This window comes from Streptomyces shenzhenensis (genome assembly GCF_021462265.1).
GTDB classification, from domain to species: Bacteria; Actinomycetota; Actinomycetes; order Streptomycetales; family Streptomycetaceae; genus Streptomyces; species Streptomyces shenzhenensis.
Window position 1 is genome coordinate 44887 of sequence record NZ_JAJONF010000041.1, and the last position, 21719, is coordinate 66605.

General features: G+C 72.7%; 19 protein-coding genes, 1 tRNA gene and 1 pseudogene. 13 read left to right on the top strand and 8 right to left on the bottom strand.

Features of this window, described 5'->3' with window-relative positions:
* Nucleotides 1-216 precede the first annotated feature (216 nt).
* The 5 genes from LQ326_RS36245 to LQ326_RS36265 all read left to right on the top strand — a co-directional run bounded on the left by LQ326_RS36245 (nt 217) and on the right by LQ326_RS36265 (nt 6987).
* Nucleotides 217-1110 (top strand): FAD binding domain-containing protein, encoded by an 894-nt coding sequence (locus tag LQ326_RS36245; RefSeq protein WP_234543319.1) that lies wholly within the window; start codon nt 217-219, stop codon nt 1108-1110.
* Nucleotides 1107-2765 (top strand): (2Fe-2S)-binding protein, encoded by a 1659-nt coding sequence (locus tag LQ326_RS36250; RefSeq protein ID WP_234543320.1) that lies wholly within the window; start codon nt 1107-1109, stop codon nt 2763-2765. Before LQ326_RS36245 ends, LQ326_RS36250 begins: the two co-directional genes overlap by 4 nt.
* A complete protein-coding gene (locus tag LQ326_RS36255; protein WP_234543321.1) occupies nt 2762-5074 on the top strand; it encodes a xanthine dehydrogenase family protein molybdopterin-binding subunit in 2313 nt (770 codons plus the stop codon). Before LQ326_RS36250 ends, LQ326_RS36255 begins: the two co-directional genes overlap by 4 nt.
* Nucleotides 5075-5133: 59 nt before the next feature.
* Entirely contained in the window at nt 5134-5640 is a 507-nt protein-coding gene (locus tag LQ326_RS36260; RefSeq protein WP_234543322.1) for an AAA family ATPase, read from the top strand.
* Between the two features lie 177 nt (nt 5641-5817).
* The gene (locus tag LQ326_RS36265) at nt 5818-6987 is read left to right on the top strand and encodes an SUKH-4 family immunity protein (protein ID WP_268208000.1); all 1170 of its coding nucleotides are present in this window, start codon (nt 5818-5820) and stop codon (nt 6985-6987) included.
* 52 nt (nt 6988-7039) lie between these two features.
* Here the strand turns inward: LQ326_RS36265 and LQ326_RS36270 are convergent, their stop codons facing one another.
* The 3 genes from LQ326_RS36270 to LQ326_RS36280 are packed head-to-tail and all read right to left on the bottom strand — an operon-like array spanning nt 7040 to nt 9725.
* Nucleotides 7040-7714, bottom strand: coding sequence for a response regulator (locus tag LQ326_RS36270; RefSeq protein ID WP_234543323.1), 675 nt, complete (start codon nt 7712-7714; stop codon nt 7040-7042).
* Nucleotides 7711-8889 carry a sensor histidine kinase gene (locus LQ326_RS36275; protein ID WP_234543324.1) on the bottom strand — a complete coding sequence of 393 codons (1179 nt, stop codon included), beginning with the start codon at nt 8887-8889 and terminating at the stop codon, nt 7711-7713. The genes LQ326_RS36270 and LQ326_RS36275 overlap by 4 nt, the downstream gene beginning before the upstream one ends.
* Nucleotides 8886-9725, bottom strand: a complete 840-nt coding sequence (locus LQ326_RS36280; protein ID WP_234543325.1) for a CPBP family intramembrane glutamic endopeptidase — start codon at nt 9723-9725, stop codon at nt 8886-8888. Before LQ326_RS36280 ends, LQ326_RS36275 begins: the two co-directional genes overlap by 4 nt.
* Before the next feature lie 242 nt (nt 9726-9967).
* Here LQ326_RS36280 and LQ326_RS36285 point away from each other — a divergent pair, with 242 nt between their 5' ends.
* From LQ326_RS36285 to LQ326_RS36295, 3 genes and pseudogenes are all read left to right on the top strand, one after another.
* Nucleotides 9968-10618, top strand: a complete 651-nt coding sequence (locus tag LQ326_RS36285; protein ID WP_234543326.1) for a DUF3566 domain-containing protein — start codon at nt 9968-9970, stop codon at nt 10616-10618.
* A gap of 96 nt (nt 10619-10714) precedes the next feature.
* Nucleotides 10715-10891 (top strand): annotated as a pseudogene (locus LQ326_RS49245) (site-specific integrase); the annotation flags it as partial.
* Between the two features lie 212 nt (nt 10892-11103).
* Nucleotides 11104-11832, top strand: coding sequence for a hypothetical protein (locus tag LQ326_RS36295; RefSeq protein WP_234543327.1), 729 nt, complete (start codon nt 11104-11106; stop codon nt 11830-11832).
* 125 nt (nt 11833-11957) lie between these two features.
* On the opposite strand, the gene LQ326_RS36300 is transcribed toward LQ326_RS36295, so the two are convergent.
* A tRNA-Cys gene (locus LQ326_RS36300) sits at nt 11958-12029 on the bottom strand.
* A 173-nt stretch (nt 12030-12202) separates the two neighbouring features.
* Here LQ326_RS36300 and LQ326_RS36305 point away from each other — a divergent pair.
* From LQ326_RS36305 to LQ326_RS36320, 4 genes are all read left to right on the top strand, one after another.
* On the top strand, nt 12203-13639 hold the full coding sequence (locus tag LQ326_RS36305) for an MFS transporter (protein ID WP_234543328.1): 1437 nt from the start codon (nt 12203-12205) through the stop codon (nt 13637-13639).
* Between the two features lie 207 nt (nt 13640-13846).
* Nucleotides 13847-15676, top strand: coding sequence for a DEAD/DEAH box helicase (locus LQ326_RS36310; RefSeq protein ID WP_234543329.1), 1830 nt, complete (start codon nt 13847-13849; stop codon nt 15674-15676).
* Nucleotides 15677-16038: 362 nt separating this feature from the next.
* Nucleotides 16039-16680, top strand: coding sequence for an IclR family transcriptional regulator (locus LQ326_RS36315; protein ID WP_181804713.1), 642 nt, complete (start codon nt 16039-16041; stop codon nt 16678-16680).
* 77 nt (nt 16681-16757) lie between these two features.
* On the top strand, nt 16758-17546 hold the full coding sequence (locus LQ326_RS36320; RefSeq protein ID WP_234543330.1) for a S16 family serine protease: 789 nt from the start codon (nt 16758-16760) through the stop codon (nt 17544-17546).
* Nucleotides 17547-17573: 27 nt separating this feature from the next.
* On the opposite strand, the gene LQ326_RS36325 is transcribed toward LQ326_RS36320, so the two are convergent.
* The 3 genes from LQ326_RS36325 to LQ326_RS36335 all read right to left on the bottom strand — a co-directional run bounded on the left by LQ326_RS36325 (nt 17574) and on the right by LQ326_RS36335 (nt 18892).
* Nucleotides 17574-17750 carry a hypothetical protein gene (locus tag LQ326_RS36325; protein WP_181807538.1) on the bottom strand — a complete coding sequence of 59 codons (177 nt, stop codon included), beginning with the start codon at nt 17748-17750 and terminating at the stop codon, nt 17574-17576.
* A 12-nt stretch (nt 17751-17762) separates the two neighbouring features.
* On the bottom strand, nt 17763-18347 hold the full coding sequence (locus LQ326_RS36330) for an ArsR/SmtB family transcription factor (RefSeq protein ID WP_234543331.1): 585 nt from the start codon (nt 18345-18347) through the stop codon (nt 17763-17765).
* A 65-nt stretch (nt 18348-18412) separates the two neighbouring features.
* On the bottom strand, nt 18413-18892 hold the full coding sequence (locus LQ326_RS36335; protein ID WP_234543332.1) for an Lrp/AsnC family transcriptional regulator: 480 nt from the start codon (nt 18890-18892) through the stop codon (nt 18413-18415).
* A gap of 121 nt (nt 18893-19013) precedes the next feature.
* On the opposite strand from LQ326_RS36335, the gene hppD reads away from it, so the two are divergent.
* Nucleotides 19014-20162 (top strand): 4-hydroxyphenylpyruvate dioxygenase, encoded by a 1149-nt coding sequence (gene hppD / locus LQ326_RS36340; protein WP_234543333.1) that lies wholly within the window; start codon nt 19014-19016, stop codon nt 20160-20162.
* Nucleotides 20163-20207: 45 nt separating this feature from the next.
* Here the strand turns inward: hppD and LQ326_RS36345 are convergent, their stop codons facing one another.
* Complete coding sequence (locus tag LQ326_RS36345) at nt 20208-21704, bottom strand: tetratricopeptide repeat protein (protein WP_234543334.1); 1497 nt, start codon at nt 21702-21704, stop codon at nt 20208-20210.
* Nucleotides 21705-21719: the final 15 nt, after the last annotated feature.

The window sequence follows — 21719 nt, forward strand, 5'->3', positions numbered from 1 at the left end:
ATCCCAAGGGTCACCGAAGAGTGTCAATCGGCGCGCACCGGTGATGTCGGAAGAAAACGGACCAAGCCGCCGGTGAGGTGGGCGAATGCCTCCTAGCGGACCCGTGCGTTCGGCGCTTGCGAAGATGTGCCAGAGTTGCCACGTCCGCCCTGTGAGCACGTACCGTACGGCCACACAGGTGGGACCAGGTGGGGCAGCGGGAAGGGGCAGCCGGTTTTGACCACGCACGCACCGCAGGCGGCGCAGGCCGTCACGCTGCCCACGACGCTGAACGAGGCCGTGGCGGCCCTCACCGCCATGCCGGCCGCGGTCCCCGTCGCGGGCGGCACCGACCTGATGGCCGCCGTCAACTCCGGACAGCTCAGGCCCGCCGCCCTCGTCGGCCTCGGCCGGATCAGCGAGATCCGCGGCTGGCAGTACCAGGACGGCAACGCCCTGCTCGGCGCCGGCCTCACGCACGCGCGCATGGGCCGCCCCGACTTCGCGGCCCTGATCCCGGCCCTCGCCGCCGCCGCGCGGGCCGCCGGTCCGCCGCACATCCGCAACGCAGGAACCCTCGGCGGCAACATCGCCACGGCCGCGCCCACCGGCGACGCGCTGCCGGTGCTCGCCGCCCTGGAGGCGACGCTGATCATCGCGGGACCGGGCGGATCCCGCCGGGAGATCCCGGTGTCGCACCTGCTGGCCGGTGTGGAGATGCTCCGCGCGGGCGAGCTGATCGGCTTCGTGCGGGTGCCGCTGCTGCACGCCCCGCAGGTCTTCCTGAAGGCGACCGGCCGCACCGGGCCGGGCCGCTCGGTGGCCTCCGTGGCGCTCGTCCTCGACCCCGCCCGGCGCGGCGTCAGATGCGCCGTCGGCGCCATAGCGCCGATGCCGCTGCGGCCCCTGGACGCCGAGCAGTGGGTGGCCCAGCTGATCGACTGGGACAACGACCGCGCGCTCGTCCCGGAGGCGCTGAGCGCCTTCGGCGAGTACGTCGCGGCCGCCTGCATCCCCGACCCGGTCCCCGAGCCCGACGGCTCGGTGCCGCCGCTTCCGCCCGCCGTACTGCACCTGCGGCGCACCGTCGCCGCGCTGGCCCGACGAGCACTGGGGAGGGCGCTGTCATGACCGACGACCAGCACGCCGAGGGCGCGCCCGGGAGCGGTGGCGGCCGCTGGGACCCGCTGCCCCAGGGTGACTACGACGACGGCGCCACCGCGTTCGTGAAACTCCCCGAGGGCGGCATCGAGGCCCTGCTGTCCGCCGACAGCCCCCTGGCCGCGCCCGGCCACGGCTATGTGCCGCCGCGGATAACGGCCGCGCCCGGCACCGACGCCTGGGGCGCGCCGGCCGACGGCACCCAGTGGCCCGACCCGAACGCCGTCCCCCAGGAGCGGCCCGCCGACGACCGGTTCACGTACAACCCGGCCGCGACGCAGCAGTGGATGTACGAGGAACCGCCGCCGCCCGCGCCCGGCCACGACGTGACCGGCCAGTGGTCGATCCCGGTCGCGACGGGCGACGCTCCGGACGAATCGGGCGAGTTCACCACATCCGCGCTCATGGAGCAGTGGGGCGGCACACCGCCGGCGACCCTGCCGGGCGGCGCCGCCGCGCCCTGGGCGACCGAGGCCCAGGCGTGGGAACACCCCGTGGAGGCCTCTGGGCCGCCCGCTGAGCCCCCCGCGGGCCACGGCGACACGCGCGGTCCGGCTCCCGCCTTCGAGGCCGCCGGTGCGCCGCCTGTGGCCGATGTGCCGACGGGGGTCGAAGAGGGCGAGCCGGCCGACCCCGGCGAAGCCGGCGCCCCCCACGAGGCCGCCGACTCGCACCCCGCCCACGAACCGCAGGCCGCCGACGGCGAGTCCGCCCCCCAGGACCCGCCCGCGGCCGACGGCGAAAGCGCCGAAGACGACACGGCCGGGGAAGAACACGCCGAAGGCGAAGCCGAGACGGTCGACGACCACCCCCTCGCCTCCTACGTCCTGCGCGTCAACGGCGCGGACCGCCCCGTCACCGACGCCTGGATCGGCGAGTCCCTCCTGTACGTCCTGCGTGAGCGCCTCGGCCTAGCCGGCGCCAAGGACGGCTGCTCGCAGGGCGAATGCGGCGCCTGCAACGTCCAGGTCGACGGCCGCCTGGTCGCCTCCTGCCTGGTCCCCGCGGTCACCGCCGCCGGCAGCGAGGTCCGCACGGTCGAGGGCCTGGCCCAGGACGGCCGGCCCTCGGACGTCCAGCGCGCACTGGCCCGCTGCGGAGCCGTCCAGTGCGGCTTCTGCGTCCCCGGCATGGCGATGACCGTCCACGACCTCCTGGAAGGCAACCCGGCCCCCACCGAGCTGGAGACCCGCCAGGCCCTGTGCGGCAACCTCTGCCGCTGCTCCGGCTACCGGGGCGTCCTGGACGCCGTCAACGAGGTCGTGGCCGAACGCGAGGCACACGCCGCCGCCGACGCTGAGACGGACGGCGACGAGGCCCGTATTCCACACCAGGCGGGACCGGGCGCCGGCGGCGTCCACGCCTCGGCGTTCGACTCCCCGGGCACCTTCGGGGCCGGAATCCGGGTCCCGCACGAGCAGTCGTACGACCAGTCGTTCGGGGGTGACCAGTCCTTCGGGGGCAACCAGTCGTTCGGCGCTGACCAGTCCTTCGGCGGCAACCAGTCGTTCGGCGCCGACCAGTCCTTCGGCGGCAACCAGACGTTCGGCGGCAACCAGTCCTTCGACGACCAGAGCCAGAGCTACGAAGACCAGCCCTACGGCCCGGACGGAGGCCAGGCGTGACCAACGAGACCGTCACCACGACCACGGCCGCGGAGACCCCCGTCCCCGCCGCCGAGCCGCTGCCGCACGGCCTCGGCGTGTCGCTGCCCGCCGCAGAGGCGGGCGCGAAGACCGAGGGCACCTTCCCGTACGCGGCCGACCTGTGGGCCGAGGGCCTGCTGTGGGCGGCCGTGCTCCGCTCCCCGCACCCGCACGCGCGCATCGTGTCCATCGACACCAGCCACGCGCGCGAGATGCCCGGTGTACGGGCCGTCGTCACCCACGAGGACGTCCCCGGCACCCCGCGCCACGGCCGCGGCACCCCGGACCGCCCGGTCTTCGCCTCCGAGGTGGTACGGCACCACGGCGAGCCCATCGCGGCCGTCGCCGCCGACCACCCGGACACGGCCCGGATGGCCGCCGCCGCCGTCATCGTCGAGTACGAGATGCTCGAACCGGTCATCGACCCGGAGCGGTCCTTCGAGGCCGAGCCGCTGCACCCCGACGGCAACCTGATCCGGCACATCCCGCTCCAGCACGGCGACCCGGGCGCGACCGGCGAGATCGTCGTCGAGGGCCAGTACCGCATCGGCCGCGCCGACCCCGCCCCCATCGGCGCCGAGGCCGGACTCGCGGTACCCCGCCCCGACGGCGGGGTCGAGCTGTACATGGCCTCCACCGACCCGCACACCGACCGCAACACGGCTGCCGCGTGCTACGGCCTGTCGCTCGAACAGGTGAAGATCGTCGTGACCGGTGTGCCCGGCGCGACCGCCGACCGTGAGGACCAGGGCTTCCAGCTCCCGCTCGGCCTGCTCGCCCTGAAGACCGGCTGCCCGGTCAAGCTCACCGCCACGCGCGAGGAGTCCTTCCTCGGCCACGCCCACCGCCACCCCACCCTGCTGCGCTACCGGCACCACGCCGACGCCGAGGGCAAGCTGGTCAAGGTCGAGGCGCAGATCCTGCTCGACGCGGGCGCCTACGCCGACACCTCCGCCGAGTCGCTGGCCGCCGCCGTCTCCTTCGCCTGCGGCCCCTACGTCGTGCCGAACGCCTTCATCGAGGGCTGGGCCGTCCGGACCAACAACCCGCCCTCCGGACATGTCCGCGGCGAGGGCGCCATGCAGGTGTGCGCCGCCTACGAGGCGCAGATGGACAAGCTGGCGAAGAAGCTCGGCCTCGACCCGGCCGAGATCCGCCTGCGCAACGCGCTCGCCACCGGCGACGTCCTCCCCATCGGCCAGACCGTGACCTGCCCGGCCCCCGTGGCCGAACTCCTCCAGGCGGTCCGGGACTTCCCGCTCCCCGCGCTGCCCAAGGACACCCCCGAGGACGAATGGCTGCTCCCCGGCGGCCCCGAGGGCGCGGGCGAGCCGGGCGCGGTGCGCCGGGGTGTCGGCTACGGCCTCGGCATGGTGCACATGCTCGGCGCCGAGGGTGCCGACGAGGTCTCGACGGCCACGGTCAAGGTCCACGACGGCATCGCGACCGTGCTCTGCGCGGCCGTGGAGACCGGCCAGGGCTTCACCACGCTGGCCCGCCAGATCGTTCAGGAGACCCTCGGCATCGACGAGGTGCATGTCGCGCCCGTCGACACCGACCAGCCCCCGGCGGGCGCGGGCTGCCGGGGCCGGCACACCTGGGTCTCGGGCGGAGCGGTGGAACGCGCCGCGAAGATGGTCCGCACCCAGCTCCTGCAGCCCCTCGCCCACAAGTTCGGCATGTCGACCGAACTGCTCCAGATCACCGACGGCAAGATCACGTCGTACGACGGCGTCCTGTCGACCACCGTCACCGAGGCGCTGGACGGCAAGGAACTGTGGGCGACCGCCCAGTGCCGCCCGCATCCGACCGAGCCGCTGGACGCCGAGGGCCAGGGCGACGCCTTCGTCGGCCTCGCCTTCTGCGCGATCCGCGCGGTCGTCGACGTGGACATCGAGCTCGGGTCGGTCCGGGTGGTGGAGCTCGCCGTCGCCCAGGACGTCGGCCGGATCCTCAACCCCGCGCAGCTCAACGCCCGTATCGAGGCCGGTGTCACGCAGGGCGTGGGCATCGCCCTGACGGAGAACCTGCGCACCCCGCGCGGTCTGATCCGCCACCCCGACCTCACCGGATACGCCCTGCCGACCGCCCTCGACGCCCCCGACATCCGGATCGTCAGACTCGTCGAGGAACGGGACGTGGTCGCCCCCTTCGGCGCCAAGTCGGTCAGCGCGGTGCCGGTGGTGACGTCCCCGGCGGCCGTCGCGTCCGCCGTCCGCGCCGCCACCGGCCGCCCGGTCAACCGCCTCCCGATCCGCCCGCAGGCGGCGGTGGTCACGGGCCAGTGAGCCTGTCGGGGGTCGTCGTCATCGCGGGAGATGGGGGCACCTCCCACGCCCTTTAGGCAGTGGGGGAGGCGGCCGGCAAGTCGACCGTGGCGCAGGCGCTGGCCGAGCGTCTGCCCCGGGCCGCGCACGTCCGCGGTGACGTCTTCCGCCGCATGATCGTGTCGGGCCGGGAGGAGTACACGCCCGGGGCCTCGCCGGAGGCGACCGCCCAACTCCACCTCCGGCACCGGCTGTCGGCGGCCACCGCGGACGCGTACGCCGAGGCCGGTTTCACGGCGATCGTCCAGGACGTGCTGCTGGGCCCGGAGCTGACGTCGTACGTCCAGCGCGTCCGCACCCGCCCGCTGCACGTCGTGGTCCTCGCCCCGAGCCCCGAGGCCGTGGCGCGGCGGGAGGCCGGGCGGTCCAAGACCGGCTACGGGCCCGCCTGGACGGTCGCCGATCTGGACGCGGAACTACGCCTGCGCACCGAGCCGTTGGGTCTGTGGCTGGACACGTCGGAACTCACCGTGGAGCAGACGGTGACAGCGATTCTCTCCGGGACGCAACGGACGAGGGTCGCCTGACGTCTCTTCTGCGGGGCGTTGTCAGTGCCGCGGCGTAGTGTTCTGGGCAGTGGGGACGGCCGTTCGGAGGGAAAGCCCGGTCGGCCTGTCGTGCCCTGCCGACGACCTGCGCACGACGCACCACTCGACCCACTTGCACGTCTTGCACGTCTTGAACTCTTGATCGCGGGGGAAGCGATGAGCACGATCAGCACGACCGGCAGCGGTGCGGCGGCGATCACGCTGACCGGGGCCGAACTGGACCGGTACATCACGCACGAACCCACCCGCAGCCGGCTGGCCGGTCCCGGACTGCCCGACAGCGGCTGCCTGCTGACGTTCGAGCCGCTGCGCACGATCGGCCTGCGCACCCTGGCGGAGGCCACGGACGGCCCGACCCGGCTCGCGGAGGAGCTCCGGGACCGCCTGGTGATAGGGGAACTGCTGGCCCCGGCCGGCCTGGACACCGAGTCGATCCTCCTCGACGGCGGCACCGGCGAGGTCAGCACGGCCTACCTGCTCGACCCCACCGACCCGCGCCCGCTGGCGCCCTCGCTGGAGACGCTGCTGCGCTTCGCCGCGGTCACCGAGGAACTGACGGGCCTGCGCGGCCGTTTCGCCTCCCTCGCCGGTACCTACGGCACGAAGACGGCGACCGAGGCCTCCCGCAAGCTCCTGGAGCTCTTCGAGGAGGGCACGGCCGGCCACGTCCCGCCGTACTGGAAGGCCACGGCCCTGATCCGTCCCCTCAGCCTGATCGCGGGCCCCGGCACGGACTCCGGGCTCGCCGTCGACCTGCCGGTCCGGCTCCTGGACCAGGAGTTCGGGCAGGGCCGGGTGGCCCGCTTCGAAGAGGTCGACTTCCCGCCCACGCTCACCCACGAGCCGACCCGCCGCTTCCTGCGCGAGACCGGCCTCCCGGAGGACGCGGTCCTCTTCCACCTCGACCCGGACGCCGCGCTGCCCACCCTGCGGGAGTACTTCACCGGCGTCCACCCCGGCGGGTTCCCCCTGGACGACCTCCCGGCCCACGCCGACCGGCTCATACGCCTCGGCTACCTGGTCGAGGACAACAGCCTCGTGGTGGACGGCACCACGGGCGCGATCCTCAACTTCTCCGAGCCCGAGGCGACCCTCTACCCCCTCAACACGGACATCTCCACGCTCGCCTACACCCTCTGGCTCCTGCACCACGAGCGCACCATCGACGAGCACCTGAACCACGAACTCACCACCGAGGCCTACGACCAGCTCGCCGCGACCATGCTCCACACCCTCGCGACCGTCGACCCCACCCCCGTCACGACGGACGCCGACTGGCACTACTGGACGGAGCTGTTCCAGGACGAGGCCGGCGGAGTGCTGTAGCGGCGGGGCGGGACTCGACGGACAGGACAGGAGGGGGCAGGACAGGGCGGGGTCAGGTCACCAGGCCCTGGCGGTAGGCGTAGACGACGGCCTGGACGCGGTCGCGCAGCCCCAGCTTGGCGAGGATGCGGGAGACGAAGGTCTTGACGGTCTCCGGGCTGAGCACGAGGGCCGCGGCGATCTCGCTGTTGGAGAGGCCGTCCGCGATCAGACGCAGCACCTCCAGCTCGCGCGGGGTCAGCGGAACGCCGGGCGGGGTGCCGCCGTCGGCGGGGCGGATCCGGGTGGCGTAGCGGCCCACGAGCTGCCGGGTCACCTCGGGGTCCAGCAGGGCCGCGCCCGTGGCCACGGTCCGGATGCCGTGCAGCAGCCGGTCCGGCGGCGCGTCCTTGAGCAGGAACCCGCTGGCGCCCGCGCGCAGCGCTTCGTAGACGTACTCGTCCAGGTTGAACGTGGTCACCACGAGCACCTTCACCGGATGCGGCACCCCGGCACCGGCCAGCAGCCGGGTGGCCTCGATGCCGTCGAGGACCGGCATCCGGATGTCCATCACCACGACGTCCGGGCGCAGCCGGCCGGCGAGGCCGACCGCGGCCTGCCCGTCCCCGCACTCGCCCGCCACCTCCAGGTCGGGCTGGGCGTCGATGATCGTCGCCAGGCCGGTGCGCACCAGCACCTGGTCGTCGCAGACCAGCACCCGGATCGGTGCCCCGCCCGCGCCGCTCACGCCGGGTTCCCCACGGGTATCCGGGCCCGGACGACGAACCCGCCGCCCGCCTCCCGCCCCGCGCTGAACTCGCCGCCCAGGACCGCCACGCGCTCCCGCAGACCGGCCAGGCCCCGTCCGCTCCCGCCCGGGGACGCGGTGGCCGGTCCGGAGCGGTCGGTGCCGACCTCCACGGTGATCTCCTTCTCGCCGTGCCGGACCAGCACCGAAGTGGGGCTGCCGTGGGCGTACTTGAGGGCGTTGGTGAGGGCTTCCTGCACCACCCGGTAGGCCACCAGGTCGGCGCTGCCGGCCGATTCGGCCGGCGTGCCCTCCTCGGCGAATTCCACCGGCTGCCCGGCCCGGCGGGTCTGCTCGACCAGCGTGCGCAGCCGGCCGGCCGCCGGTGTCCTGCCGCCGCCGGTGTCGGTACCGGTGCCGGTGCCGTGGTCGGGGTTGAGCAGGTCGAGCAGATGGCGCAGGTCGGAGATGGCCCGCCGCCCGGTGTCGGTGACGTGGGTCAGGGTCTGGTCGAGGCGCTCCGGCGCGGCGGTCAGATACCGGGCCGCCTCCGCCTGCACGACCATCGCCGTCACATGGTGGGTCACCACGTCGTGCAGCTCGCGGGCGATCCGGGTGCGCTCGGCGGTCCGGGTCTCCTCGGCGACGCGCCGCCGGCGGTCGGCCTCCGCGGCCCGGGTGGAACGCAGCCACGCCCCGACGCCCCAGGCGAGGACCAGCGCCAGGTAGAACGTCACGAACCCGCTCGCCTTCTCGCCCCCCGACCCCAGCCGGTGCAGCGCGACCGCCAACGGCACGTAGGCCACGGAGAACAGGAGCGCGGCGGGCCGCCGGTGCCGTTCCAGATGGGCGCCGGTGCTGATCAGGGCGATCGGCAGCGCGGTGCTCGCGAGCGAGTGGTAGCCGCGCAACTGGTCGACGGCGAAGCCGAGACAGACCAGGGCGAGGGAGACGGCCGGCCACCGCCGGCGCACGGCGAGCGGCAGGCACTCCAGGCCGAGCACCGCGATGACCAGCGCGTCGAAGGGCCGGGTCGGCAGGTCCCCGACCTGCGTCCCCTTGTCGTGCAGCACCGGCAGGAAGGACCCGGCCAGGAGCAGCAGCCCGAGCGGCAGATCCCGGACCGTGACATCGAGCCGGTGCCACCATCCGGGCGCCTGCCGAGGACTGATCACCGGGGCAGTGTAGCGACGGCGCCGGCCTGGACACCCCGGCGCCGGCGCGGCACCACATGCCCCCGCCGCTTGGCCAGCCACAGGAACGCGACCGTCACCAGCAGCCCGAGCAGCACCGAGTACACGCTCGCCTCCGGCCCGAACTGCCCGCCGGTGACGAGCTGGGAGCCCGAGGTGGCGGCGTCCAGCAGCCCCTTCTGGGATCCGCCGCTGCCGGAGACCTCGGTGCCGAAGATGCCGGACTCGGCGAAGTTCCAGCCGAAGTGCAGGCCGATCGGCAGCCAGAGGGTGCGGGTGGCGGCGTACGCGGCGCCGAGCATGCCGCCGGCCTCGATCGCGATGGCGAGGGCGCCCCACACGGTCGCGTCCTTGTTCAGCAGATGCATCATCCCGAACAGCGCCCCGGTCGACACCAGCGCGATCCAGGTCCCGGTGCGCTCCTCGACGATCCGGAACAGCACGCCCCGGAACATCAGTTCCTCCGTCACCGCGGCCGCGGCCATGAACCCGACGACCCCCACCGCGCCCGTCACCGACCCCATCCCGTGGACGGTGTAGTCCCCGAGGAAGGCGATGTTCCCGATGACGCACGCGAAGGTGGCCCCGCCTATGAGGACCCCTCGCCCGAACGCCGCCCGGGCGCCTTCCCGCCCCACCTCGGTGCTCGGCCGCCGTTCGGTCCGCCGTACCACCCAGCCGTAGACCAGCACCGCGGCGACGGCCGTCAGCAGGCCGAGGACCAGGGTGAGAAACCAGTTCCCCTGCACCGCGGCGACGACCTGCCCCCCGACGAAGGCGACCGCCACGACCGCCAGGAGCTGCCAGACCAGCCTCATGATGACTCCCCTCACAGGATCCGCGGCCCAGGCGCCGCGGCTGGCCCGAACGCTACGGATCGGCCGCCCGCGAATCGTCACCGCTCAGTGGACACCTGCGGGTAGCTCGCACGGGGGACACCCCGAACCGGCCGTGGACCGCCGAAGGCGGCGCGCTCCTGATCACACACCGTCACCGTCGGGGATGCGCGGTTGCGTGCTTCCACCTAACGTCGCAGGTGAGGACCAGTCAGGGAGCGGACATGAGCCGAACCAAACGCAGCAGGACCCGTAGCACCGTCCGTAAGCGGGCGCCGAGGATCTCGTCCCGCACGGTGACGGCACCGGGGCCGTCCGCCGCGACGGCGCCCGAACGTGGGTCGCCGCAGCCGGCGCCGGCCCGCGACCACATCCTCCCGCACGCGCCCCCGCGCCGGCCCGCCCGGATGCGCATATCCGAGACCAACCCCTGGTCGGTCGCGGTGATGAGCTTCTTCTTCCTGACAGGCCTCGGGGTGTGCGTCCTCGGCGTCGCACTGGGCACGTCGGTGACGCTGGACATCGTGGCCCCGGGGGAGTGGCCGACGCCGTGGCAGACGACGGTCGTCGCCACCGGGGTCGTCACGCTGGAGATCCTCCTGGGCACCGTTCTGGCATGCCTGTGCAGCCTCATGTACAACTACACCGCGCGGTTCAGCGGTGGCGTCGAAGTGGCCCTGACCGGCGACCTCAGCGATCCGGCACCGGCCGCGCAGGCCCTCCGGGCCATGACACGGGCGCACATCCGCGCCCGGCGACGCCTGCACGCCTTCCTCCCGGCCGACTCCCTCGCCGGCGGCCGCCCTCACCGTCGACGCCGAGGCGGCTCCTCCCCACCTGATGCCGACACCGGTGAACCCCCGCAGGAACCATAGCCAGCGGGACGCCCACAAGAGCGGCACCTCCGCAGAGGCCCCGCCCTTCCGCCCTGCCTGGTCACGCGACAAGAGGCCGTGGCGGGACCTGAAAAACTTGACGGGGGATCCCCCTTGGTCCGCCGCCGGCACCGGCCGCAGTGCGCCCACGGATGCGTGGAACCCCGCGGACGTAACGTCGTCGGCTACTCCCCAGCGGCGCGTGCGAACCCGGAGCTGTCCGTCACCACGGCGCGTGCCGACCGCCGTGCGGTCGGTCTTCCCGAACAGCTCAGCACTCGAGCAGGTCGGCGGCCCCTCTCCGCCGGATTGCGTGGGGCAGAGGAGCCAGGCAGCACTTGCTGGAGTGGGGTGGATCACATGCCGGTCACCGCATCCCTTTGTGTCACCGGCAGGTCTGTTCAGCGAACTGGACTGTTTTAGGGGGACCAAAGGTGACTAACCGTACCCTGCTGGCTGCGGCGGCCCTGTGTACGACGGCAGTGGTGACGCTCACCGCATGCGGGGACGACAAGAAGGCCGACGCCAAGGAGGCGGGCACCCCTGCTTCCGCGACTTCCGCACCCGCCAAGCCGTTCGCGGGCCTGACCCCGGATCAGATATCCGAGAAGTCCCGGCTGGCCATGACAAAGCTGAAGTCGTTCGAGGCCAAGGGCGCCATGACCGTCCAAGGCAAGGAGATGACCTTCGATGTCGCTGTTGCCGGGAAGGGCAACTGCCTGGGGACCTTCACCCGCGAAGGCGCGGCCGCCGATCTCCGTTGGGTCGGCGACCACACCTACATGAAGGCCGACAAAAAGTTCTGGCAGCAAACAGCCAGAGAGGAGGGCTCTTCCCCCGAGGAGGCGAACGCCCTCACCGAACTGCTCGCGGGACATTGGTTCAAGGCGCCGGTGGGGTCCGGCGAGGCGGACGACGACTTCCCCTTCTGCGACGCCGCCACGATATTCACGAAGGACAAGAAGGAAGGCCCCCTCGCCAGAGGCGCGGAAACCGAGGTCAACGGCACGCACGTGGTGACGCTCACGGGGAAGGACGGCGCCGCGACGCAGACCCTCTTCGTGTCTGCTGAGGGAGATCCCTACGCACTGAGGATGACCGAGGAGGGCGGCAAGGAGCCCGGCACGCTCGACTTCTCGGCGTTCAACAAGCCTGTGACCGTCACGCCCCCGCCGGCCGGCGAGGTCGTAGACCTCAAGAAGCTCCAGAAGTGAACCGGGCTCGTCCCCGGCGCCAGCGGTGGTGGGCGGGGCGGAACGGCTGACTGAGACGGACGGCCAAGAGGGTGGCACCTCATGAAGAGGCGCCACCCTACCAATTTGCCTGGTCAAAGGATGGGAGGCCGTGGCGGGATTCGAACCCACGTAACTCGCTTTGCAGGCGAGCCCCTGAACCACTCGGGCACACGGCCGTGTCGGTGATTCGAAGGTACGGGGGCGTGGGGGAGGGGCTCAAGGAGGTGGGCGGGGCTGCAACGGGACTGCCATACGGCGTTCATGAACCGGGGGTGTACGACCAAGGTCGGAGGCGGGGTCGGGCTTGCGACAGGGGTCAGAGTGGGGATTGGGGCTTACCGTGGTCTGCATGACCGCCCTTGAGCCCAGCGACGCCGTTGTCGCGGATGAGCACGCCGCCCGAGCCGATGAGAGCGGTGTGCTGGGGCGGGCGTACCGGGCGTTGAGCGTCGGGATCGTGTCCGTCGTGCTGGTCATCGCCTTCGAGGCGACCGCGGTGGGCACGGCGATGCCGGTGGCGGCCCGGGAGTTGCACGGGGTGCCCCTGTACGCGTTCGCGTTCTCCGGGTACTTCACGACGAGTCTGTTCGGGATGGTGCTGGCCGGGCAGTGGTCGGACCGCAAGGGGCCGCTCGGGGCGCTGGCGACGGGGATCGGGGCCTTCGCCGCCGGGCTGGTGGTGGCCGGGACCGCGCAGAGCATGTGGGTGTTCATCGCGGGGCGGGCCGTGCAGGGGTTCGGCGGCGGCCTGGTCATCGTCGCGTTGTACGTCGTCGTGGGACGGGCCTACCCGGAGCGGCTGCGGCCCGCGATCATGGCCGCGTTCGCCGCGGGCTGGGTGGTGCCGTCCATCGTCGGGCCGCTGGCCGCGGGCACGGTGACCGAGCAACTGGGCTGGCGGTGGGTGTTCCTCGGCATTCCGCCGCTCGTGGGCTTCCCGCTGGCGCTCGCCCTGCCTCAGATACGGCGCCGGGCCGGCGGGCCGGTGACGGAGGAGGGCCGCGGGGCCTTCGACCGGCGGCGGATCCGGCTCGCCTTCGGTATCTCGCTCGGCGCGGGGCTGCTGCAGTACGCGGCTCAGGATCTGCGGTGGGTGTCGGTGATACCCGGACTGCTCGGCGCCGCGCTGCTGGTGCCCGCCGTGCTGGGGCTGCTGCCCCGCGGTACGTACCGGGCGGCACGCGGCCTGCCCTCCGTCGTGCTGCTGCGCGGGGCCGCGGCCGGTGCCTTCGTCTCCGCCGAGTCCTTCGTGCCGTTGATGCTCGTGACGCAACGGGGGCTGTCACCCACCCTCGCCGGGTTCTCGCTGGCGGCGGGCGGGGTCACCTGGGCGGTGGGCTCGTGGGTGCAGGCGCGGCCGCGGCTGGAGCCGTACCGGGAGCGGCTGATGACCCTCGGCATGGTGCTGGTGGGGGCGGCGATCGCCACGGCGCCGACGGTGCTCCTGCCCGGTGTGCCGGTGTGGACCGTCGCCGTCGCCTGGGCCTTCGGCTGCTTCGGGATGGGTCTGGTGATCGCCTCGGCCAGCGTGCTGATGCTCCGGCTCTCCGCGCCGGCGGAGGCCGGCGCCAACTCCGCCGCCCTCCAGATCTCCGACGCCCTCTCGAACGTCGTCCTGCTCGCCGTGACCGGCGCGGCCTTCGCCTCCCTGGGCGGCGGCAGCCTGACGGGGGCGGCCGGCTCCGGTTCCCGTCCGGCCGCCTTCGCCGCCGTCTTCCTGCCGATGGCGGGGGTGGCCCTCGCCGGGGCCTGGGTGACGAGACGGCTGCGGGACCAGCCGTCGTGAACCGCCCGCCGGCCCGCCGGCCCGCCCGCCCGCCGGCCCAGCCGGCCGGCGCGCGGCACCTTCGTGATCTGTGACGTGAGTCCCACCCGGCGGTGCGGCGGCCTCGTCCGCGCGTGGGCCGCCGTGGCGCGCCGGTAGGGTGGCCCGGTTGTCATACGTAGCCGTCCGACCCCCGTACACCTCGCGACCCTCTTTACTACGGAGACCGTGACTACCACCGCCGCCTCGCCCGCCTCGTCTTCCTCGCACTCCTCGTCCTCCTCGTCCTCCCATCACCTTTCGCCGGCCTTCCCCGGCCGGGCGCCCTGGGGTACCGCCAGCAAGCTGCGTGCCTGGCAGCAGGGGGCCATGGAGAAGTACGTCCAGGAGCAGCCGCGCGACTTCCTGGCCGTGGCCACGCCCGGCGCCGGGAAGACGACGTTCGCGCTGACGCTCGCCTCCTGGCTGCTGCACCACCATGTCGTGCAGCAGGTCACCGTCGTCGCCCCCACCGAGCATCTGAAGAAGCAGTGGGCCGAGGCCGCGGCGAGGATCGGCATCAAGCTCGATCCCGAGTACAGCGCCGGACCGCTCAGCCGGGAGTACGACGGGGTCGCCGTGACGTACGCCGGTGTCGGCGTACGGCCGATGCTGCACCGCAACCGCTCCGAGCAGCGCAAGACGCTCGTCATCCTCGACGAGATCCACCACGCCGGTGACTCCAAGTCCTGGGGCGAGGCCTGCCTGGAGGCGTTCGAGCCGGCGACCCGGCGGCTGGCCCTGACCGGCACGCCCTTCCGGTCCGACACCAACCCCATTCCCTTCGTGACGTACGAGGAAGGGCAGGACGGGATCCGGCGCTCGGCCGCCGACTACACGTACGGATACGGCAACGCGCTCGCCGACCACGTCGTCCGGCCCGTCATCTTCCTCTCCTACAGCGGCAACATGCGCTGGCGCACGAAGGCCGGTGACGAGATCGCCGCCCGGCTCGGCGAGCCGATGACCAAGGACGCCGTCAGCCAGGCCTGGCGAACGGCGCTCGATCCGCGCGGTGAGTGGATGCCGGCCGTGCTGCGCGCCGCCGACCAGCGGCTGACGGAGGTGCGGAAGGGGATTCCGGACGCGGGCGCCCTCGTCATCGCCTCCGACCAGGACTCCGCGCGCGCCTACGCCAAACTCATCCGCGAGATCACGGGGACGAAGGCGACCCTGGTCCTCTCCGACGACACCGGCGCGTCCAAGCGGATCGACGACTTCAGCGCGAGCGACGACCGCTGGATGGTCGCCGTCCGGATGGTGTCCGAGGGCGTGGACGTGCCCCGGCTGGCGGTGGGGGTCTACGCCACCACCATCTCGACGCCGCTCTTCTTCGCCCAGGCCGTCGGCCGGTTCGTGCGCTCCCGGCGGCGCGGCGAGACCGCGTCCGTGTTCCTGCCGACCGTCCCCGATCTGCTGACCTTCGCCAACGAGATGGAGGTCGAGCGCGACCACGCCCTCGACAAGCCCAAGAAGGACGGCGAGGAGGACCCGTACGCCGAGTCCGAGAAGGAGATGGAGGAGGCGAACAAGGAGCAGGACGAGGACACCGGCGAGCAGGAGCAGTTCGCCTTCGAGGCGCTGGAGTCGGAGGCCGTCTTCGACCGGGTGCTCTTCGACGGCGCCGAGTTCGGCATGCAGGCCCATCCGGGCAGCGAGGAGGAGCAGGACTACCTCGGCATTCCGGGGCTCCTCGAACCCGACCAGGTGCAGCTGCTGCTGCAGAAGCGGCAGGCCCGGCAGATCGCGCACAGCCGCAAGAAGCCGGACACCGAGGCCGACCTGCTGGAACTTCCCGCGGAACGGCGGCCCGTGGTCTCCCACAAGGAGATGATGGAGCTGCGCAAGCAGCTGAACACGATGGTGAGTGCGTATGTGCACCAGAGCGGGAAGCCGCACGGGGTGATCCACACCGAGCTGCGGAGGGTGTGCGGGGGGCCGCCGAGCGCGGAGGCCACGGCGGGGCAGTTGCGGCAGCGCATCGCTAAAGTGCAGGAGTGGGCCACCCGGATGCGGTAGCCGGCCGGGCGCGGGTCCTTGGTGGTCGCTCGCGCCCGCGCGGTGGAGCGCGTATGGACACGGCCGGGCCCCGGTGGGGCGCGGCAGGCGGACGCATACCGACACAAAGCGCAGTAGTCCATACCGCTGTGTGACCGGATTCTGGACGGAGGCTTCCGCTCAGCGAACCCCCTTCGCTACTGTCCGGCTACGCACACGCCCCGTGGCAGCGCCGCCGCGGAGCGCAGCCGTGAAGCGACTGGGCCCGGAGCCGCCGGGCCGTCCTGCCGATCGGCGGCCTCTGACGCGCGTCGCTGACGGGACTCGGCGACGCATCCGCCGCGACGGAGGTTGCCGACCTCACCACCTAAGGAGTGGGCGTCGTGACCGCGGAGACCTCTCAGACGCTCGACCGGGGACTGCGCGTCCTCAAACTGCTGGCCGACACCGACCACGGGCTGACCGTCACCGAGCTTTCCAACAAACTGGGCGTCAACCGGACCGTGGTGTACCGGTTGCTGGCCACGCTTGAGCAGCATGCGCTGGTCCGGCGTGACCTGGGCGGGCGAGCCCGGGTCGGGCTGGGGGTGCTGCGCCTTGGCCGGCAGGTCCATCCCCTCGTGCGGGAAGCGGCTCTGCCGGCGCTTCGCTCGCTCGCCGAGGACATCGGGGCGACGGCGCACCTGACGCTGGTCGACGGGACCGAGGCGCTCGCCGTCGCGGTCGTCGAGCCGACCTGGACCGACTATCACGTGGCCTACCGGGCCGGGTTCCGGCACCCGCTGGAACGCGGGGCCGCCGGCAAGGCGATCCTCGCCGCACGGCACTCCCCGCGGCACGACCCCGGGTACACGCTGACCCACGGCGAACTGGAGGCCGGGGCGAGCGGGGCCGCCGCGCCGCTGCTCGGGGTCACCGGCGTCGAGGGCAGTGTCGGGGTGGTGATGCTGGCCGACGCCGTGCCGGAGCGGGTCGGGGCACGGGTGATGGACGCGGCCCGGGAGGTCGCGGAAGCGTTGCGCTGAGTGGCGGCAAGCGGCGGCGGTGCACTGAGCGGGGTCGGGGCGGTGGCCTGAACAGGCCGCCGCGTTAGATTGACTCCGTGCTCTCACGTCTCACGCGTCTCCAGGCCGTCGCCGTCTGTGCGGTTCCCGTCGTGGCTCTGCTCGGTACGGCCGTCTTCGCGCCGTTGCCGTTCTCGGTGGCCCAGCCCGGGATGACGGCGAACGTGCTCGGCGACAACAAGGGCACCCCGGTGATCACCGTCTCCGGGGCGCCCACCCGCACGACCAGCGGGCAGTTGCGGATGACGACGATCGAGGCGACCGGGCCGGACGCGCGGGTCTCGCTCGGCGATGTGATCAGCGGCTGGTTCCGGACCGACCAGGCCGTCATGCCGCGCGACTCGGTCTACCCGAGCGGGAACAACGTCAAGGAGATCGAGCAGCACAACGCCGAGCAGATGGAGCAGTCGCAGGACGCGGCGGCCCAGGCCGCGCTGAAGTACCTCGGCCTGAGCGCGAACCACGTCAAGGTGACCCTGAGACTGGCTGATGTGGGCGGGCCGAGCGCGGGGCTGCTGTTCTCGCTCGGCGTCATCGACAAGCTGGACGGGAACGGCAGCGGTGGCGATCTCACCGGCGGGAAGAACATCGCCGGCACGGGGACCATCAGCGCGGACGGCACGGTGGGCGCCGTGGGCGGGGTCGGGCTGAAGACGCAGGCCGCGCGGCGGGACGGCGCGACTGTCTTTCTTGTGCCGAAGGACGAGTGCGCCGATGCGAAGGGGGAGCTGCCGAAGGGGTTGCGGCTGGTGCCGGTGACCACGCTGAAGGGGGCGGTTTCCGACCTCGTCGCGTTGGAGAAGGGGAAGAGCGTTCCGAGCTGCTGAGTCTCGGGCCTTACGGTGCCCTGGGCCTCACGAGGCGACTGCCGGGGGCGGGGACGCCAGGCGCAGGCCCACCTCCACCAGGGTCCAGCCGATGCGCTCGCGGAGTTCGCGCTCGGGCCTGGTCCGCTTCGCCAGGCGGTAGCTCTCGGCCTGCGCGTGCAGTTCCGTCATGTGGTGCCGGGCGAGCTGGGCCTGCGTGTGCATGGGGTGTGCCTCTCAGTCCGTCTCGATGGGGAAGAGGTGCGTGTGGACGCGTACTTGTTCCGACTCCGGCGTGTCCTTGTCGGGGACCCGGTCCCGGTAGCCGTCGATCAGGGCGTGCACCTCGCCGATGAGTTCGGCGGCGAGGCCGGGCGTGAGCCGCAGCGTCATGTCGCTCATGTCGCCGGCGCGGGACCAGGCGGGGGACCACCGGTCGCGGGTGCTCAGCCAGGAGGCCAGCTCGCGGGCGTGACGTGCGGCGCTCTCCTGCAGGAACACCTCTGTCAGCCCCCGTACCTCGGGGCTCGCCTCCTCGAAGTCCGTGCTGTCGAAGCGGATGCTCTGGTCCACCGCCTGCCACCAGCGCTCCCGGCCCTTGCCGCGCTCCGGGGCGTCCTCGACGAAGCCGTGTTCGGCGAGCTGGCGCAGGTGGTAACTGGTCGCGCCGCTCGACTCGCCCAACTGCTCGGCGAGTTGGGACGCGGTGGCGGGACCGCGCTGGCGCAGCGCGTCCAGCAGCTGCATCCGCAGCGGATGCGCGAGCCCGCGCAGTGAGCGGGCGTCGAGCCGCCGCTGTTTCCGTTCCTCGTGCTCTGGCATGTGTATGAGAATAGACTTCCAAAGGTTCCTTTGCAACGTATTCTTTGCATCGACTTCTTTGGAACTCAGGTCCGCTCGCTGTCCGCCGCGGCCTGCTCCACCAGCGGGATGATCCGCAGCGGAACCGGGTTCTCCATGACGATCGCCGTGGAGGCCCGCACGATGCCGTCGAAGCCGACGACCCGGTCGATCACCCGCTGGAGGTCGGCGTTGGAACGCGCCACCAGACGGCACTGCATGTCGCCGGTGCCGGTGGTGGTGTGCAGCTCCAGCACCTCCGGCACGGTCGCCAGATGTGCGCGCACGTCCGGCCCCTGGCCCTGCCGGATCTGCAGGGTGGCGAACGCGGTGACCGGGTAGCCGAGGGCCGCCGGGTCCACCTGGGGCCCGAACCCCTGGATCACCCCGTTCGACTGCAGCCGGTCCAGGCGCGCCTGCACGGTCCCGCGGGCCACGCCCAGCCGGCGGGACATCTCCAGGACCCCGATGCGCGGTTCCTGGGCCAGCAGCACCAGGATCCGTCCGTCCAGCTGATCGATTGCCATGCCCGCCTCCGATTGATCACCCTGTACAGAAAGTTCGCCTCCACGGCCGTACAACTGAGCATATTGCCCAGCCGAAACGCCATCTATTGCGCACCTTGCGTGCCGGGTTCACGCTTCGGGCATGACGCAGACCACACAGCACGCTCCCGTTGTGACCGCCGGGCAGGCCGACCCCTTCCCGGTCAGGGGAATGGACGCGGTCGTCTTCGCCGTGGGCAACGCCAAACAGGCGGCGCACTATTACTCCACCGCCTTCGGCATGCGGCTGGTCGCGTACTCCGGACCGGAGAACGGCAGCCGCGAAACCGCGAGCTACGTCCTGGAGAACGGCTCGGCCCGGTTCGTCCTCACCTCCGTCATCAGGCCGGACACCGAGTGGGGCCACTTCCTCTCCCGCCACGTGGCCGAGCACGGCGACGGGGTCGTCGACCTCGCCATCGAGGTCCCGGACGCGCGCGCCGCGTACGCGTTCGCCGTCGAGCACGGTGCGCGGCCGGTGGCCGAGCCGTACGAACTCAAGGACGAGCACGGCACCGTCGTCCTCGCCGCGATCGCCACGTACGGCGAGACCCGCCACACCCTCGTGGAGCGGACCGGGTACGACGGCCCGTACCTGCCGGGGTTCGTCGCCGCGTCCCCGATCGTCGAGCCCCCCGCCCGCCGCACCTTCCAGGCCGTCGACCACTGCGTCGGCAACGTCGAACTCGGCCGGATGAACGAATGGGTCGACTTCTACCACCGGGTCATGGGCTTCACGAACATGAAGGAGTTCGTGGGCGACGACATCGCCACCGAGTACAGCGCGCTGATGTCGAAGGTGGTCGCCGACGGCACCCTCAAGGTCAAGTTCCCGATCAACGAGCCCGCCGTCGCCAAGAAGAAGTCCCAGATCGACGAGTACCTGGAGTTCTACGGCGGGGCGGGCGTCCAGCACATCGCGCTCAACACGAACGACATCGTCGAGACGGTACGGACCATGCGCGCGGCCGGCGTCGAGTTCCTGGACACCCCCGGCAGCTACTACGACACCCTCGGCGAGTGGGTCGGCGACACCCGGGTGCCGCTGGACACCCTGCGCGAGCTGAAAATCCTCGCCGACCGCGACGAGGACGGCTACCTCCTGCAGATCTTCACCAAGCCGGTCCAGGACCGCCCGACGGTCTTCTTCGAGATCATCGAACGCCACGGCTCCATGGGCTTCGGCAAGGGCAACTTCAAGGCCCTCTTCGAGGCGATCGAACGAGAGCAGGACCGCCGCGGCAACCTGTGAGCCGACGGGTGGGCGCGGGCGCGGCGGGGCGCCCGCGCCCGCCCGTCAGCCCGGCAGCGGTTCCTCCGGGGGCTGGTCGCCCAGAGCGGTCAGAGCCGCTTTGGCCACCGGGGCCTGGAGGGGGGAGAAGTACGGGTTGAAGCGCAGGGCGTCCTGGAGGTGGCGGCGGGCCGGGGCCTCCAGGTCCAGGTCGCGTTCGATCATGCCCCGGTGGAAGGCGTACGGCGCGCTGCGCACCCCGCCGCCCTTCGTCGAGTCCGTCGCGATCGAGGCGTAGCGCAGCGCCTCCTTGTCGTCGCCCGCCCGGTGCAGGGCCCAGCCGAGGGCGTCGGCGACCTCGATGCCGGGCTGGCGCTCCCACTCGGCCGTCAGCCGCTCCACCGCCTCCTGGGCGTCCCCGTGGTCGGCCTCGTACTGCCCGATCACCAGGTCGTCGTCGACGCCGGCCTCCAGCTCCCGCCGCACCTGCGTCCGCATCAGCTCGTACTGCGCCTCCGCCTGCCGCCCCATCCCCAGCGACTCGTACAACTCGGCCAGTTCCAGGGCGACCTGCGGGGCCGGCCGGTGCACGAGCGCCCCCTGGTACGCGGTCAGCGCGTCCTGCGTGCGGCCCAGCGCGGCCAGCGCCCGGCCCTGCCCGGCCCGCGCGGCCGACTGCTCCGGGTCCAGGCGTACGGCCGCCGTGAAGTGCCGCAGCGCGTCGTCCCGGTCGCCCCGCTCCCAGGCCAGCTGCCCGGCCTGGCACAGGTACGCGGCCTGCTCGGCGGGCGTCCGGGCGGCCGCCGCCGCGTCGGTCACCTGGGCCACCGCGTCCTCGCGCCAGCCCCGGTCCCGGTACACCGCCGCGGCCCGCGCCCTCACCGCCGGCTTCACGTCCGCCCCGACCTTCAGCGCCGTCAGCCTGTCCAGCGCGGACCCGGCCGCCTTGTAGTCGCCGAGCCCGTCGTACGCGTCGATCAGCACCGGATACGCCGACCACCGCTTGGGCGCCGCCTTCAGCGCCTCCTCACCGAACCGTCTGGCCGCCGGAAAGTCCCGGCGCGCCACGGCCAGGCCCGCCAGTGCGCTCAGCGCCTCGGCGTTGTTCTTGCCGGCCACCTTGAGGGAGGTCTGCAGGGCGCGCTCGGCGCGGGGATAGTCGCCCGGGTCGGCGGTCCGGCGGGCCCGCTCCACGTACGCGGCCCCGAGCACCGCCCAGGCCTGCGCGTCCCTCGGGTGTGCCCGAACCAGCGCCTCGCGGGCGCCGATGAGCGCCGTCAGGTCGGGGAGCGCGGCGGGCAGGCCGCCCAGGACGGCCGTCTGCGCCGACGCGAGCGCCGCCGCCCGCGCCGCCGCCTGGGCCCGCGCACCGGCCGCCGGGGCCGGTGCGGCCCGGTGGTGCGGCCCGCGCGGCCACAGCATCAGCGTGCCGCCGGCCGCCACCCCGCCCGCCAGCGCGACGACCAGCAGCCGCCGCACGGCCCGGCCGCGGCGGCGCGGGGGCGCCGGGTCCGCGAGCAGCGAGGTGGCGGGTGAGGACGGTCGGTCATCCAGCGCGCACATGACGCACACTGTGCG